Origin of the sequence: Actinobaculum sp. 313, assembly GCF_003073475.1 — a bacterium.
Lineage (GTDB): Bacteria > Actinomycetota > Actinomycetes > Actinomycetales > Actinomycetaceae > Asp313.
Window position 1 is genome coordinate 1758817 of sequence record NZ_CP029033.1, and the last position, 16857, is coordinate 1775673.

Below are 16857 nucleotides of genomic sequence, written 5' to 3' on the forward strand. Positions count from 1 at the left end.
TGCACATGGCGAGACAAGATATCCGACGTGCCCCTCTGAAGGCGACGACTCTTCGTCGGCCTGTCGAAGGCTGCCTGACTAGACGTTGTGTGATCATGGACTTCTCCTGTCGATGCCTCCCCGAGTGCCGCCGTGTCGGTACCGCACACTCAACTTGGCTAAGAATGCGAGGTGCCTCCCCTCACACATCTGTCTCATGTCGAGGGCCTCGTCGACTCGTCCGACGGCGTAGTCCAGGTAATCGTGTCCAAAATGCCGTCGAGTTCAGGCGGAAGGACCATCTGGTCCGGTGCGGCGTTTAATGTGATGCGCCACAGACCATCGGAGCGGGCGACAAGCCACATCTGGTAGCGCGCTTTTGCTTGATTGGTAGTTGTTGTGTATGAGAAACCACGGGCGGGATCACCGTCAATGGTGCGCGCAGGCAACTCCGCGACGTCCGATTGCGGGTTGTAGCGTTCGGCGTCGTACAGCCATGAGGTGAAGATCGCGTCGAAGTCATAGGTGTTGGCCCGACCAGCAAACTCGTAACCGCTGGCCAACAAGACATCCGGTGATAGCCGGGTGGCGCGGATCGATGCTCCCGCAAACCCGGTGGTTCCATCCTCCGAAGCGATATAGTCGAGGCCCGTCTCACCACGGTCAGTTGTCTCGACCCAACCAGCAGGAGCGTCAGCATCCATCACATCCGCGGTGTCCGTGGTAGTGGTGAAAAGCCTCCCAACGCTCGGTGTTGCTGCCGCATCGGAGCCAGAGCCACCCGGCGCACAGGCGGAAACGAGTACGCCAAACATCAGCGCTACGCAAGCAAGCATCCGAGCCACTACCTGCCGGTACGGGCATATGCGACCGCGCGTACCTTCTGCCAGGTGTTCTTTCATCTCAAGAATGCCTTTCCTGTCAACAAAAACAGAAGTCGAGCCAACCGGCCGTACCCTCTCACGTCGACGAAGCCGATGGCGTCGTCCACCTGATTGAGTCCAAAACCGAACCATCCAACTCCGGTGGCAACTCTGTATCTCCCGCAGCTGCCCTCAACGTGATCTCCCATAGCACGTCATGCCTGCCAACCAACCAGATCTCGCGGCGTTCCGGCGAGCCTTCAATGGTGTAGATATAGGAATATCCGCGGGCGGGATTACCGTCAATGGTACGCGCTGGCAAAACGGTGAAGTCGGCCGTGTCTTCGTCCGCTAAATCAGCACTGAGATGCTGCGCTAAGGCGCCATCAAGGCTGTAGGTGTCAGTCGTGTCAGTCAACCGATAATCTGAGGATACGATGTGCCGAGGTGGATGACACCATGCCCACACTGCGGCCGCAGTGCTTCCTTCTGTATCATCGGCCGGCCCTCGGTACTCGAAACTCGAGCCATCGGTAAGTACCTCGTTCCACCCATCAGGCAGATCCACGCTCATAGCATCCTGTCTCTGGTCCCGCGCCACAAATGTCGACTCCACGCTCGCCGTTGCACGTTCAGCCTTGGGCGCTGCACACCCAACACAAAGACTTAAGCAGAGAACTGCGGTGAAGACCAGTGGAGCCTTTCCCTTTGCTGCGAAAAGCTGATAGAGACCCTTCATTAGCTGCTTCGCTCCGCACCTGTTGCAGCGAAGGCGGTTGCACGCGTATCTTTCGCCTGCATCATCTCCTCCTGGATGGGTTCGAAAAGCTCACCGTAGTCGGTGTGGTTTTCGAGATATTCCTTGAAGGACGCGCGTTCGTCATCACTCATGTCATGCCACGGCTTTACCGCTCCGTCGTCGTCAAGAAATGGCACTCCGGTAAAGTCTTCGTCATAGCAGAACTCCTGCGGTGACATGTCGGCATCTTCGAATGTTGAGCGTGTACTGATGGTTTCATAGATGCTGGCCTCCATTTCCTTCTCAAGAGCGATGTGGGACTGCGACTGATTCCCAACTATGACGGTATCGGTTGGGAAGACAATATCGAGGATCGCCGGAATGCCCACTGACTGACCCTGGCCAATCACATACTTCCCCGGATTACTCTCAATGATGTATTGCAAGGGATTGGCACCCATAACCATTTTGATCAGATCTTTCTTCCCGCGATTGGCGCGGTCGAAGAAAGCATGTTCCTGGTCATGCGAGTCTGCACTTGCGGTGAATAGTGCTTCTTTTAACGGTGTCCACTTCTCGATGACCCTGTCCGGGTCTCCGCCATCATTCATTGTGTCAAAGGCCGTGTTGTACTCGGCTGTAGACTGAAGCTCAGCAGCGGCGTATAGGATTTCCACTGCAGGAGCACGGCCTCCGATTGACGAGCGGTCAAAACCGATATCCACGAAATACCCGTGGTTTCCCAGCAGTTGGGTTCGCAAGTCAATGCCAAAGGTAATCCGATGTTGCCCACCTTCTTCGAATGCTACAACCACGTCTTGGCCCGGATTCTCGAGCGCGATAGCGATGTCCTCCATATAGGGCGCTAAGATCTCGCCCGACCAGGATCGAAGGTTTGAGTTTGTGTACCCGTACACATCTTGCCCGTGCAGCTTGTCCGTTTCGTTTTCCATGGTCAGAGCATCTTGATAGCCGTAGAGGAAGTTGCCCGCAATGCCAGTGGATCGCTTGTCTCGTATCTTCCACTGTTCCCATTCTTCGTCGCTGATCTGAGACCGGTCCGGCGTTAGTTCCGGCATTGACATCTCCGCTATCAAACGCCCAAACTGTTCGCCACCATCTTGGAAACCACCGTAGGCGCTCTCCGCATCGAACATGGTTCGACCGCCGGTGAGGTAGCGTGTCATGTTCATCGGTTCGTCGTTGCTATCGACGATGCCGTCATGATTGATATCTATGCCAGCAGGTGTATCGCTGACCAGGAACTCCTGGACCGCATTGAATCGCTCGCGATCTACCGCAAGCAACGCGGGATCGGCCGTCTTTCCCTGCTCTGCGAGGATCTCCGGGTTTAAGCATTCCGGCTGATCCATGAGTGTGTACATGGCATGCATTGGATCGTACATGCTGTCATCCGGACCAAATGAGGGCAAGGTGTCGCGATAGGGACTGTTTGTCACCCACGGCAGTGTTTCCGCATCCCAGGCCACGATATCTTCTGCAAGAGAGCGACCATCGTCGGCTGGCTTCTCGAAGAAGGCTGGACCAAGTGCGAGATTCGGATTGTCCCGGCCGGCTTCACCAATCAAGTTAGAGATGAACGCGTACCCCGGCATCGGCTCGTAATAAGGCACAGCGAATGAGCCATAGTCGTTCGGGTTGTACAACGCTCCACCCACGGTCTTCAGCTCTTCAATGAAAGCCCCGGTCTGCGATGACGCGGTGACTCCGGGTTTCAGAGTGATCTGGTCCTTGTACTTCTCAAACAGGACCTGCTCGTCAGCATGTTCTCCGTCTAAGTTTGTTCCCCCGGTACCGAGAACGATGGTCGTGCCGATCCCATGCAGAAGCTCGGAACGCACTGGACTGTTATCTGGTAACGCGCGAACTCGCCATGCGAAGTCGGCCAATTCTTCTGCTGATACGTGGGTGAGGAGCATGTTGGTGACGAAGGGGTTGCCGAGTTCGTCGCCGTATTGGTTCCAGAATTCTTCGAGTTCTTCGGGGGAGGGGTTGGGGTTGGTGATGATGGCGGCCATCTCGGGTGCGATCTGGGCGGCGTGGTTCATCTCGTTTTGTACGGCGATCAGGTCGAGATCGCCGAACAGGTTTACACCGATCTCTTCCCGCGTGCCATGTGGTTTCGACATGTCAAACAGACGGTCCTTAATCGCTGTGATCTGCACCGCTGTGACTCGCGCCTGCTCATCCAACGCCTCCAAATACCCTTGATGGGTACGACGCAACTCTGCCTGAGTCGCCTCCCACTCCTCCTGACAGGACTGCTCCGCCCGGTCGATATCGTAATCCGACATTGGACCCACACCCGTGCGCGCAAAATCAACCCGCTCCTGCTGCAGGTCTTGCATCTTCCTCTCGTAGGCGGCATACGCATCGTCATAGTCTTGCCAGAGGACTTTGACCGACTCTCTCGTCTCCCGAACCTTCTCCCCATACTCCTTAATCGGCCCGGCCACATCCATCAACACGCCACTGACATCCTGCGCAATACCCTTCAACCGGCACACCTGATCCAGATACGCCGTCGCCGACTCACCCAACCAGCCCGGCATACCAGCAGTCGACATCATCGCCACCTGCGTGGTCTGTACCTGACCACCCACACCACCAAACTGGTCTGCCACCTCACAACACGCCCCGGACGTATCCGGCGGCAACGAAAACACATCCTCACCCTTCACAACACACCCCCACACACCCCAGCAACCACACGCGTGGCCACACCACCAGGCCTCACAAGCCTCACAGGCCGCACAGGCCTGCCCGGAACTCTTCCCCGCACCAGTTCTCCAGTCACACTGTGCTGCCTCACAAGTCCTGCCCTCCACCCAGTAGAGCGTTCATCTCTTCAAACTGCGCCGCACTCAACCTCTCCGAGTCATCAAAATCGCCAGCAGCGTCTTTGGCCCCCGACCCGAGCATCGAACACGTATCCGAAAACTCACCCAACACGTCCTCCATATCGTCCTTAAACTCCCGTAACGCCGACCGTAACTCGTTGCTACCAGCCGAACTCACATGAACCGGCAACTGTGACACACACCGACTCACCTGCATACCCCGCACAAACCCCGTCAACCGACCAAACTCCGCCGCATCCTCCCACCGGGCCTGCGCCTGCACACCCACCGCATCACGATCAAACTCAATACTCACTGGTTCGTCTCCTTCGCACTAGTAGTTGAGAGTATCTCGCCATTGTCTGAACTATTACGCCGCCCAAAACGACGTCCGCCGCGCAGCAGCTCTCCTCGCCCCTCGATCCTCCCGTTCGGTCGACCAGGCACGCCCATGCTCAACGTCAACGTCCACCCCACACCCGGGATAGCTACCACCCATCAAGCCACAAGGCCAGCATGCCGCACACCCCACGCGACCACACTTACGGTGGTCGTCCCCGCACGGTCGGATCAACCAGCCGTGCAACTGGTGTGAAGCTCACGCCTGGAAACAGGCACCTGGCAGCGTGAACACGACGCACAGCTGTCATTGGCCTTCACCCTTCTCGCGGGGCTCTCGCCAGTACAGCAGGGGACGGGAGAACATTTCACGACGGGTGGCTTCCTCGGCCTCACGCCGCTCACGTTCACGCACACTCTCCGCACCATGACGACTCAACCACACCGCATCCAACCGCTTGAGCGCTTCCTCCTTGCGGCGTTCCTCTTCCTGCGGGTCCGGAACCTCCCGACCACGCATGGCACACCACACCTCCGGACTCCACCTCCGCTCCCGCTCATCCCGCTTCCGACCAGCACCACGCACACCCGCGCCACGCACACCAGACTGCTGTACTTGACCGCCCCGCATGCCGGTGCCACGCATACCGGCCTGTTGTGCCTGCCCGCCGCGCACACCCGTTCCAGCACGACCCGTGCCACGGCCAGATTGCTGTGTCTGCCCGCCCCGGACGCCGCCCGTACCGGCTCCACGGCCAGTCCCAGCACGACCACCAGCAGGCTGTCCACCACGAACACCGGTTCCACGGTCACCCTGGGCTTGGCCACCCCGGACGCCGCCCGCACCAGCCCCACGGCCATTAGCGGCTTGTCCGCCCCGCGCACCACCGGTACCACGCGCGCCTGCCTGCTGGGCCTGGCCACCACGCACACCGGTTCCGGTTCCTCGGGTCCCGGTGCCTTGTTGGGGTTGGCCGGAGAGGGGATACGGGTGGGACGCATACCCATCTGCTGCGCATTACTCCACCGCACACCAGATGCCGCACCACGGGCCAACCCAGCAGCCCCGGCAGCACCCGCTGCGGCCCCGGCCGCTCCCGCCGCCCCAGCAGCACCACCCGTAGGGTTGTTGTTGTCTTGGAAGGAGAGGCGTCCGGCTTCCCGGACCCGGTCCATCAAATCCCCTCCACCCGGACCATACAAGTAGCGTGCCTCCGCGGAATCAGCTCGGATCATCCTGCCTTGTGGAGTACCCACCATGCCCTCGACACGCTCACCCGCATACCACGAAAACATCCACGCCAAACTCCCAGAAACACCCACACCAGCAGCAACCGCACCCACCGACGGAACAACAGACCCACCACCATCCGACACATCCACGTCAGACTCCACCGGGCGGCCCTCCGCCAACGCCGCCGCATACGACGCCCCACCATCAGAGGGTAGACCCGTCACCGACGAATCCACACCAGACGACGATGGCGGCATGTAGGTCACATAGGACCGCGGAGCCGCCTTCTCCGAGCGGGGCAGCATACGAATCGCCCGATCCACCTCCTCACCCACATAATCCACCATCCGCCCAGCCCGCTCCTCAAAGCCAGCATCACGGGCCTCATGCGCCTGCTCGGCATGCTCCATGCCACCATTGGCAAGGACTGCATTGACCGGGGACGGCACGGTACTACTCGCCAGACCAATCGAGGCGACCTCTACCTTATAGGCAGTATCCGATGCTTCGGTGGCCGCACTGATCTCCTTGTGTGCGGCCCGGGCCTGAATCGTCACGTCAGCGATCACTTGAACCGACTTGCCCATGGCTTCCGTATCATCCGCGTGGTCTCCTAGGCGGTTCCGTACCCACTCCAACGACGACAACATCGCATCCGCCGTCGCACCCCGAATCCCCCAATCATCCGGATTCAACATCCCATTAACCCTGCGACGCAACCCCTCAAAACCATCACTGACCTCATTCAGTTTTTCGGCCAGTTGCTGTGCCTCTTCTGGGTCGAAGGTCGCGATCTGCGCCAGAATATCCCGCTGCTCCCGACTGGCCAACTGCTGTCCCCTCTCCCCTCGCGTCCCAGTTAGGGTCGTACTCGGTGAGCACCCCAGCACCCGGAACAGGATCGTGTGTGATGCAACAGACTCTAACGACTTATCGTTGTCTTGTCCAGCGGATACGGAAGTGTATTTCTTGTCCTTAACATGCTCCTCACCGTGTTTGCGCAGGTCATAGGCCTGTCACGCTGCTTTCACGACTCTCAAACTTGCTGTGGAGAATGCGGACCACATCGCGATCTGTCACAATCAAAGAACACGACAACCCGAGACTCGGACAGAAAGACCCTCACAATGACCACACCACCGCCCAACAACGACCCTCACATAGCCGGCCCAACTCAAGCTAATACAACTGCGACGGCTGGTCGGGATCGCTCGCGCGGCTGGGCCTGGGCGCTCATTGGCGCTGTAGTGGTCGTGGCTGTCGTGGTTGCCGGGATTGTCATCGCGGGACGGAACACGCCCAGCACACAACCAACCGCCACGCCGATACCGGTGGTCTCCTCCTCGCAGGCAACAGCACCCGTACCAACGACCACGGCCAGTACAACGGAGCCAACCACGCCAGTGGCGTCTGCTTCTCCGACCGTCACCGGGCCGACCCAGGTCGGTGGGTGGACGGTGGAGATCCTGGAATACTCACCTAATGTGAACGACATCCTCGCCGCCGCCGACCACCCCGTCACCATCGAGGGACACAAATGGGTCGGCGTCAAACTCCGCATCACCAACAACGACCCCGACAAAGCATCAGCATACACAGACCTCGGCCGCCATATCGTGGGCACATCGAAAGGTAAATACTACGAACACTACATGACCGTTGGAGGGTACAAGGGCGATGAATACCTTGTGAAAGTGTCACGACTCTACCAGGGCGAAACCGGTGAGGGCTGGCTGTACTACCAAGTCCCCGGAGACTTCACACCCACCGGCATGGTCTTCGAAGACTACCGCATCGACCCCGACGACCCACCCGAAACCTTCATCCTCATACCCACCACTGGCTGAGCGTCACGGCATCCCACGCCCGGTACTTTGTGGGCAGACCTCGGCCCATGGACTAATGGGCTTATGCCACGCTTGGCATGATGACCAACCCTCCCACGGCCACTTTTCAGATGCTACCCCCAGACCCGGATGCGGGCCCCATCCAGCATCCAAAACCACGCGCAACAAAGACACGCCCCCACCATGACCAGACCACCACCCAACGGCACGTTCACAACCTCCCCGACAACTACACCCAGGCGGCGTCGCTCAAGTCAAAGCCGCCTCACCCGCCAACGGACAACGTGAAATACGTCACGTCCAGTCAGTGTGAGGGCATCCCTCCGACCAACAATCGGACCTCCAGAAGCCGCGTAGAGACAGCGCCTTAACAAGGCGGACATTGCTGCCGCCCGCCCCCGCCACCGCACCCACCGACACGATCGATAAGGCCGTATTTATGCTGGTAAACGCGACATCGCACATCATCTGATCGTGTTGCCCAGCGCACCACGAGGCCCGCAAGCAGCGGCGCTCATGACCCTATAGGAAGGCGTGTCAACGCCGTGCCGTGCGGGGTGGTTAGCATGGGGTGGTGTGTGTTGTCAATGGGTATTGATACCCGTTGGGTTGGCTAGCGGGCCGGGCCGGGGCCTGGTTAGGGTGAGGAACACGTGACAGAACTCCCGCTCACCTCCGGGCCCGAGCAGGATGTCACAGCAACACAACATACTGGCAAAGCACGACACCAATGGATTATGTGAAGGAGTGTGTGGCCGTTGTCTATCAACACCAACCAGCTACGCGATGATGGTGCGATCCGGGAAGGAGCCCAACTCGTCGCCTCAGCCAAAGAAGAACTCACCGGAGAAATCTCCCGCCTAGAAAACGAAATCGCCGGCTGGGCCACCGCCTGGAAAGGCTCCGGCGCCGCCGCGTTCATGAACTTCCAACAAAACTGGAACACGCGGGTCAATAAACTCTACGCCGTGCTCGACGAGTTCTCCTCCAACCTCACCGGCACCGCCGCCCAAGTCGAAGACACCGAAGCCGACGTGTCCTCCTCCTGGGGAGAAATGCAAGGCCTCCTGGGCGGCTAACCCCCACCCCCGCCACCAGGTCTCATCCGGCCTGGTGTGAGGCGGGGTCGGACTATACGAAACCAAACCACATACCACCGTGCCCCTGTCACCGGTTCCATTCCCACCGTCGTGGAGAGAGAGCCCGGCACAGATTCTCGGCACGAGTCGACCAAGGGAAGAAAACGAACCCATGATTCAAGTCAATTTTGAGGGACTACAGTCCGGCTCTTCGGGCATGTCCAGCTCGTACTCGCGTATCGATGACATCCTGAACAACCTCGAGTCCAAACTCAACGGTATCCGGGAACGCTGGGACGGCCATGCCCAAGCCGCCTACTCCGAAGCCCAAGCCCAATGGGACAAACTCGCCCAAGAACTCAACGAACTCCTCCGCGCCGCCTCACAACGCGTAGCCACATCCGGCCAAAACTACCTCCAAACCGACCAAAGCGCAGCCAACCGCTTCCGCTAAACACCCCCATGTGTGGCCCCACCCCCGGGGCCACACACCACCCCACAACCACACACAGACACCCCAACACAAGCGACAATCAACACCAACCCACCCCAACAACCCACCACAACGCAAGAGCCCGAACTACCACCTCTCGCACCAGAAGAGAGCTGTGGGCGTCGGGTTTTCCGCCCTGTCGGATTCCCTGCCACCTCACGCGTGAGAAGAGAGCCCCTATGACTGATATTGTTCTTATCCCTGAACAAATCAACGCCACTATGACGAAACTGGACGAGCTCATCGAGGAGTACACACAGGTACGTTCCTCCTATGAAGAGGCACAAACCGCGCAATGGGCAATGCCAATGCTTGAAACCTATCCGCCTAATTTCGGTGACAGCAACGGCGACATCGGCAGCGGTATCAGTGACACTGAGCAAGGGCTACGCGAAGTTCTGGACAATCTTCACCAGGCAGTCGAGGAGTTGTATGACGCTGACGATAACGCCAGTTCCGCCCTCATCGAGGCCGCCACAGCCCTCAATCTCGATCCAGATGTACTCGGCCAGTACTTGCGCGATTGCGCAAACAATGTGGACGCAACCTTCCAAACCGGATCCCATATCGAATTGCCGGACTTCCCCCAACAAGAACCATAGAATCTGTGCGCGCAGTAAGACGCTTCCAACGTCGGCGCACTGTGTACCTTCCACTGAGTAGAATCCGTGTGCCCGGTGAGACGATTTCCTTCCCGCCTCGAGTTCCTTTCCGCCTCGAGCCTCGGCAGGCTGGAACCGAGAATCTGTGCGCGCAGTAGGACGGTGGGCCGTCATCCCATGGCATGATATGAACCATGACTGCCCGGAAGAAAACCGTCCAAGCCCAACCCGAAGGCAACACGCCACCTGATGACGAAGGCAGAGTGGCCAGGCCGCGCCATGACGTTGGCGCAATTCTCCGTTTTCTTGGTGGCGTACTGTTGGCGGTGGCAGTGTTCGCAGGAATCATGGTGGCGATAGGTGTGCGGCTGGATCAGGACCCACAGCCCACGCCTCCCTCCAGCGCGGAAAAGGCGAGGGAAAGTCTCGTCGAGCAGGCGCTGCGTACCGGTAACGCCGCCCAACAACTCGCCACTGCAAATCCCGACATTCCCATTTACCAGGAGATTGCCGACGCCGGCCCCATCTGGGCCGAGTCGCTGGGCGGAACCTGGCAGCCATGGCCCTCAGGAGCACCAACCGGCCAAACCAATCCACCATTGAATACTGCAGGCACAGCGGCCAACAATTCCGAACTTCGCACCCAACTGACGGACTTGGCGGACACAGCGCTGGCCGCCAGTTCCGACTCGGACGCGGCTGACAGGGCCACTTATCTGTCGATCTCCCTGGGAGCACGTCTACTCGCGAATCGCCTGGCAGACACCACCAACATCGATGCCCCCGGCTGCGGTGACACCGACATGACGATTGTCGCTGCCGCCACCGGAACTACCGACTCTCTCATAGCCGCAGACTCCGTCCGGCAGTGGCTGGAAATTGATGCAGCTGCTCTTCCAGCTGATGGGCGTGATTTCGAGGTGAATCGGATCGAATCAATCACCCACCTCGAAGAAGCGATGATCGTAGGCGGAACAGCGGACACTCGCGAAGCTTTCGCGGCTCGCCCCGATCTCGCGGACGGCCAGAGCTACACCTCCGTCGCCCTCGACACGCTGACGGCGCAGCTTCTACAAGCAGCGGCCAGTGCCGATGCAGCCGGTCGAGAGGCTACTGTCAACTACGCCTGCTCCTTGTACTCTAGTGAGGACGCGGCGAGCGTCGGCGCCATGCCCGGGGCAAATTGAGCGCCTGCACGCCTTCTTCAAGTCCACTTCGCTGCCGCCCACCTCGCCGCGGTCGGTCACGGTAAGTTCTACTGCGGGGATCTACTCCCCCTCCTGCACTACCTCGACGAAGTGCTCCGCCGCCTCTCCGACGGGTACCTCTCGTGCAGTCCCCGCGCGGCGATCCCGGATTTCGACGACGCCGTCCTTCAGACCGCGACCAACCACGATCGCATAAGGCACACCGATGAGTTCATAGTCGGCAAACTTCACACCTGCGGAAACCCTCCTCCGGTCGTCGAAAAGAACCTCTACACCGGCGTCGTCCAGTGCGCCCGTGATCGTCGCAGCAGCATCAAACACAGCGTCGTCCTTTCCCGTGGCAATTACGTGCACGGTTGCAGGCGCGACGCTTTTCGGCCATATCAAGCCTTTCTCATCGTGGTTCGCCTCTGCCAGCGCGGCAAGCAAACGGGAAACACCGATCCCGTAGGAGCCCATTGTGACAACACGCGACTTCCCATTCTGGTCCAAAACCGTCAGGTCCAGAGCATCTGCGTATTTGCGACCCAGCTGGAAGATGTGGCCAATCTCGATTCCACGCGCGATCTCGAGCGGACCCGAGCCGTCAGGCGCTTCGTCGCCCGCGCGTACTTCAACCGCTTCCAGGAAACCATCGGCCTCGAAGTCACGCCCATACACAAGATGGAAAACATGTTTGTTCGCGGCATTCGCGCCGGTTATCCAGCTTGATCCGCGCGCGACGTGCGGGTCTAGTAGATAGCGCAGCGCAGGGTGTGCCGTTCCTGCGTCCCCAGCGCGAGCACCACTTGCACTGGTTTCCCCATCCGCAACACGGGCACCACTCGTCTCTTCGCGCGGCATCGCTTGTGCCGCGCCTGCTTCCGCCCGGCGCCGCGATGACTGCGGTCCGATGACCTGGGGGCCGATATAACCGGGAACGAGTTCTGGGAACTCCTCCAAATCCTCAGCGGTTGCCATTTCCACCTCGGCGGGGGCAAGATTCGCTTCCACGCGCTTCAGGTCGACATCCCTATCGCCAGGCACTCCGATGATTAGAAGCTCACGCTCACCGTCCGGCTGAGTGACCACCACCACGACATTCTTGAGAGTGTCTGCCGCCTGCCACGGTCTGCCCTGCCGTGGGTGCAAGTCGTTAGCAACATCGACCAGTGTATCGATCGTCGGAGCATCAGGCGTCGGGAGAACGAGCGGCTCCGGTTCGTTGGAATAGTCGAGTTCCGGCAATGCTGGAGTGGTGACCGCTTCCGCATTTGCTGCATACCCGCCGGGCGATCTGACGAAAGTGTCCTCGCCAACTTCACAAGGGAAGAGAAATTCCTCCGAACGCGATCCTCCCATTGCACCGGAGACTGCCGAACAAATCGCATAAGGCAAGCCGAGCCTGTCAAAGACCCGCTGGTATGCATCGCGCATGAGGCTGTACGAGGACTCCAGACCGGCGTCGTCGATATCGAAGGAGTACGCATCCTTCATAACGAACTCGCGGCCTCTAATCACACCGGCGCGTGGACGGGCCTCGTCACGGTACTTCGTCTGAATCTGGTACAGGACCAACGGTAGGTCCTTATACGACGAGTACAGATCCTTTACAAGCAGTGTGAACATCTCCTCGTGCGTGGGCGCGAGAAGCATGTCTGCTTCCTTTCGGTCCTTGAGTTTGAAAAGCGTTGGCCCATACTCGCTCCACCTGCCTGTCTCCTCGTATGGATCGCTGGGAAGCAATGCCGGGAAAAGCACCTCCTGTGCCCCAGCCCGATTCATCTCTTCGCGTACGATCTGCTCAACATTGCGCAACACGCGTAGCCCCAACGGTAGCCAGGTGTAAATGCCGGGCGCGGCACGGCGTATGTAACCGGCTCGCACCAGCAGCTTATGGCTGGCAACTTCGGCGTCGGCGGGATCCTCCCGCAGGGTACGGAGAAAAAGAGATGATAGCTTCAGCACGGGACCAAGCATACCCTGTGGTGGGCGCGGCTCCTGCGTCCATCCGCACAGGCAGCCTGTTCGTGTATCCGCAGGAATTGGCCGCGCCGAAACTACTCTCGCCGCAATTGGCCGCACCGCAGACGAGTCCTGCCGCTGCTTAGACCCGCTGCATACTACGCTCTGAATTAGTCCCGCCGCGCAGATGCTCCTGCCTTCACACCGCCTTCCGCGCAATACATGCCTCCCGTACCAGTGCACGAGGCCATAATCCATGCCGCGAAGACGTGCCGGAGGAAAGAAATGCTCAGTAAGCCGTTGGGCTGACGCGGCCGCCGAAGCTCGCCGCCATGCGTTACGCCAGTCGGGGAAACAATTCCAGTGCGGTTGTACTCAACAAGTCGTCCAAGTCCTTACCGCGCAGCAGGCCACCACCGCAGATGCGGTGCGCGTTCTCAACCACTGAATGGTCTGGAGCATACGGCGTGTCAGTGCCGAATACCAGATGCTGTGTGCCAACCATATCCACCAGCGTGCGGGCTTGCCGCGGGAAAGGAGCAGAGGAGCCGATTTCGTGGTACATGCCCTTAACCAGTTTCTCCACATTCGGACGCGATCCCACCGGCAGGAGGAAGTTGGTAAGAAGTTGAACGCGGTCGGCAGTCGCGGTGAGCGCGGATCCGTTATGCGGCAGAATCCACCGAATATCCGGATACCGCTCAAGGGTTCGCGACAGGATAAGGTCAACCACGGCACGCGTTGTCTCAAAGAGATATTCGATAAGAGCCGCGGGACGACCGTTTGGAATCGACTCATAACCCGGCGGCGCCGTCGGATGAAGAAATACCACCGCACGACGACGATTCAATTCCGCCAAGAGCTCACTGAAATCTGGATGCGCCGGATAACGCCCCGCAACATTCGTGAGCAATATGATGCCGTCGGCCCACAACGCGTCCAGAGCACGCACAGCCTCCTTGACTGCCGCCTCCGGAGCGGTCATCGGCAAAGATGCCAGCAACCCAAACCGCCCGGGATACTCCGCAACCGCGCGCGCTCCTTCGTCATTGAGTCTCTGTGCCCAAGCAATTGCGTCGTCGCCAAAGCAGGGCCCCGGGCTGGATACGGAAAGCACCGCGGTATCGATACCGAGTTCGTCCATTAGCTCAAGATGCGACGCAGCGCTCCATTGCGGAACGGGAGAGCCGTCCGGCCGCGAAATGCCCGCAGCGACAAGGGCTTCGCGGTAGTCCTGCGGGACGTAGTGAGCATGAACATCGATTACACGTGTCATAAGCACATTCTCCCGGGCAGTCCCATATCGGTCAACCGTCACTTAGCTGCAAATGCGCCTAGGTGTATTTCCCTTGCGCCGGAAACCTTCTTTGGCCTCGTGTTACTCGCTGCGTTACGCACATCTAGGTTGGTCCGAAAATGCCCAAGCAGGCTCAGCGTGTGCTGGGCAGATGCGGACCGCGCCCGCGCGAAGTCACCTTTTTCCGCTCAAAACAGTACCGTTGCCCAGTCTCCCACGGTTCTAAAGCCCACCTTCCGGTACGCTGCCACCGCAGAGGTATTGAAGTCGTTGACGTACAACGAAACCGTGGGGGCGAAAGTAGCAAGAACCTGTTTGACGACGGCGGCCATACCCGCCGTCGCGATGCCCTGGCCTCGCAGGTCAGGCGCGGTCCAGACTCCTTGTATTTGTGCAACCCCACCAGCCAACGCGCCAACATCGGCCTTGAAAACAACCCGTGGTCCACTGCCGTCGGGCGCCTGCCCCAGTCTTATGTACGTGCGCCCGGAGCGAATCAGGCCTTGGGCGCGATGCACATACGCACTACCGAAGGTGGTGGGATCGTAGCCGACCTCCTCCGTGAACATCGCTACGGATGCGGGCAAGACGAGGTCACTCTGACCGATTCGTGCCGGTCGCACCTCGGGATCACCAGGGATCAATGGTTGGTCATCGATCACCATGGAGTATTGCCGTTCCCGGATACCCCGCGCTGGACCCCAATACGGTTCCACCCGCTCCCACAAACCCAGAGTCTGATCTGCCGGACCGACAAACGATGAGCAGATACGCCCTCGATTCAGCACGGTCTCCGCGAGTCGGTCCAGCCCCTCGTCGCTGAAACCGAGAGGGATGAGATTGCCAGAGTCCCACGCCATGGCACTCAGCTCATTATTCGGACCATCAAAATAACCGAGGGCAGGCCACGGACCGGACCCGAACATGTCCACGTTCGACCGCGCCAAAACTGCGTTGACGGGATCAGCGTCCAGAAGGGAAACAACGGCTTCGCGGTCGCCACCGCTTAAACGCCGCAACGGACTGGGGGCTCGACCCGGCCAGCGCATCTTGACACTGCCTCCGACTAGTAGGTAACGACCTGTACTCCGGAATTCTCTCCGTTCTCGTTTCCTAAGTCCATATCTTCCGCCATACGGTTGGCATGACGCAGCAAGGTTTCAACAATTTGGTCTTCCGGTACGGTCTCGACCACCTCACCGCGGACGAATATCTTGCCCTTGCCGTTGCCCGATGCGCATCCTAGATCGGCTTCGCGGGCCTCACCGGGCCCGTTAACCACGCATCCCATGACGGCGACACGTAACGGTGCGGTTATGTCTTTCAGGCCCGCCTCGACGCTTTCCGCCAGTGACCACACATCCACCTGCGCCCTGCCGCACGACGGGCAGGAGACGATCTCCATTTTGCGTGGTCGGAGCCCCATGGTCTCCAGGAGCTTGGTGCCAACTTTGACTTCCTCCACCGGAGGCGCCGACAGCGAAACACGAATCGTGTCGCCGATTCCCTCTGCCAAGAGAATGCCGAATGCGGCGCAGGATTTAATCGTGCCCTGGAAAGCGGGACCGGCCTCAGTCACGCCAAGATGCAGTGGCCAGTCACCCCGTTCGGCGAGCATCCGGTAAGCCTGCACCATCGTGACGACGTCGTGGTGTTTCACCGAAATCTTGAAGTCGTGAAAGCCGCATTCCTCAAAGAGGCTTGCCTCCCACACCGCTGATTCGACGAGTGCTTCCGGCGTTGCACGCCCGTACTTCTTCAAGAGACGGGGATCCAGCGAACCGGCATTGACTCCGATGCGAAGAGAAACGTCGGCGTCGGAGGCCGCTTTGCAAATCTCCGCCACCTGATCGTCAAACTTGCGGATATTGCCGGGGTTGACACGGACCGCTCCGCAGCCCGCCTTGATGGCAGTAAAAACGTACTTTGGATTGAAGTGAATATCCGCGATCACCGGTATACGCGACTGCTTCGCAATCACCGCCAACGCGTCGGCATCCTTGTCCGTGGGGCAGGCAACCCGCACAATATCGCAACCAGCGGCTGTCAATTCAGCAATTTGCTGCAGGGTGGCGCCGATGTCGTGGGTCTTCGTCGTCGTCATCGACTGCACGGATATGGGCGCGTCACCACCCACATCAACCGACCCGACGTGGATCTTACGCGTCTTCTTCCGCACAGCTAGAACCTCGGGGTCTGTGCGCACAGATGGCATACCTAGCGAGACACTCACGTATTCAAGTATTCCACCTCGGCGGTCCTATTGGGATGGCTGAGTCTGTGATATGCAACGACTACGCGCGACGGCCCATAAGCACGGGGCCATCGGAGGGATGACACCGCCCTGCGTCAAGCGGGCGGTTTCTTCACCT

The 16857-nt window shown here is 59.4% G+C and carries 15 protein-coding genes; 5 read left to right on the forward strand and 10 right to left on the reverse strand.

Translation table 11 applies throughout. The features are described from left to right. Positions 1-194: 194 nt before the first annotated feature. The 6 genes from DDD63_RS07640 to DDD63_RS12025 form a co-directional block, all read right to left on the reverse strand. A complete protein-coding gene (locus DDD63_RS07640) occupies positions 195-881 on the reverse strand; it encodes a hypothetical protein (RefSeq protein WP_108715869.1) in 687 nt (228 codons plus the stop codon). A gap of 58 nt (positions 882-939) precedes the next feature. After that, positions 940-1260: a hypothetical protein gene (locus DDD63_RS12015; protein ID WP_125482465.1), complete on the reverse strand. Its 321-nt coding sequence runs from the start codon at positions 1258-1260 to the stop codon at positions 940-942. A 320-nt stretch (positions 1261-1580) separates the two neighbouring features. After that, positions 1581-4226 carry a hypothetical protein gene (locus tag DDD63_RS07650; protein ID WP_164505492.1) on the reverse strand — a complete coding sequence of 882 codons (2646 nt, stop codon included), beginning with the start codon at positions 4224-4226 and terminating at the stop codon, positions 1581-1583. 184 nt (positions 4227-4410) lie between these two features. Beyond that, positions 4411-4758, reverse strand: coding sequence for a hypothetical protein (locus DDD63_RS07655; protein WP_108715872.1), 348 nt, complete (start codon positions 4756-4758; stop codon positions 4411-4413). Positions 4759-5216: 458 nt separating this feature from the next. After that, complete coding sequence (locus DDD63_RS07660; protein WP_108715873.1) at positions 5217-6845, reverse strand: hypothetical protein; 1629 nt, start codon at positions 6843-6845, stop codon at positions 5217-5219. Between the two features lie 344 nt (positions 6846-7189). Continuing rightward, positions 7190-7510 carry a hypothetical protein gene (locus DDD63_RS12025; RefSeq protein ID WP_125482468.1) on the reverse strand — a complete coding sequence of 107 codons (321 nt, stop codon included), beginning with the start codon at positions 7508-7510 and terminating at the stop codon, positions 7190-7192. Here DDD63_RS12025 and DDD63_RS12030 point away from each other — a divergent pair. From DDD63_RS12030 to DDD63_RS07685, 5 genes are all read left to right on the forward strand, one after another. Further along, on the forward strand, positions 7500-7862 hold the full coding sequence (locus DDD63_RS12030) for a hypothetical protein (protein ID WP_125482469.1): 363 nt from the start codon (positions 7500-7502) through the stop codon (positions 7860-7862). The genes DDD63_RS12025 and DDD63_RS12030 overlap by 11 nt on opposite strands. 758 nt (positions 7863-8620) lie before the next feature. Further along, on the forward strand, positions 8621-8941 hold the full coding sequence (locus tag DDD63_RS07670) for a WXG100 family type VII secretion target (RefSeq protein ID WP_164505493.1): 321 nt from the start codon (positions 8621-8623) through the stop codon (positions 8939-8941). A gap of 172 nt (positions 8942-9113) precedes the next feature. Further along, entirely contained in the window at positions 9114-9395 is a 282-nt protein-coding gene (locus DDD63_RS07675) for a WXG100 family type VII secretion target (protein WP_108715876.1), read from the forward strand. A 218-nt stretch (positions 9396-9613) separates the two neighbouring features. Continuing rightward, positions 9614-10036, forward strand: a complete 423-nt coding sequence (locus DDD63_RS07680; protein ID WP_108715877.1) for a hypothetical protein — start codon at positions 9614-9616, stop codon at positions 10034-10036. A gap of 194 nt (positions 10037-10230) precedes the next feature. Continuing rightward, complete coding sequence (locus DDD63_RS07685; protein ID WP_108715878.1) at positions 10231-11223, forward strand: hypothetical protein; 993 nt, start codon at positions 10231-10233, stop codon at positions 11221-11223. Positions 11224-11304: 81 nt separating this feature from the next. Here DDD63_RS07685 and DDD63_RS07690 read toward each other — a convergent pair whose 3' ends face one another. From DDD63_RS07690 to ispG, 4 genes are all read right to left on the reverse strand, one after another. Continuing rightward, a complete protein-coding gene (locus tag DDD63_RS07690) occupies positions 11305-13203 on the reverse strand; it encodes a proline--tRNA ligase (RefSeq protein WP_108715879.1) in 1899 nt (632 codons plus the stop codon). Between the two features lie 322 nt (positions 13204-13525). Beyond that, entirely contained in the window at positions 13526-14464 is a 939-nt protein-coding gene (locus tag DDD63_RS07695) for an amidohydrolase family protein (protein ID WP_108715880.1), read from the reverse strand. Positions 14465-14673: 209 nt separating this feature from the next. Then, on the reverse strand, positions 14674-15534 hold the full coding sequence (locus DDD63_RS07700; RefSeq protein ID WP_108715881.1) for a GNAT family N-acetyltransferase: 861 nt from the start codon (positions 15532-15534) through the stop codon (positions 14674-14676). Between the two features lie 17 nt (positions 15535-15551). After that, positions 15552-16700 carry a flavodoxin-dependent (E)-4-hydroxy-3-methylbut-2-enyl-diphosphate synthase gene (gene ispG, locus DDD63_RS07705; RefSeq protein WP_108715882.1) on the reverse strand — a complete coding sequence of 383 codons (1149 nt, stop codon included), beginning with the start codon at positions 16698-16700 and terminating at the stop codon, positions 15552-15554. Positions 16701-16857: the final 157 nt, after the last annotated feature.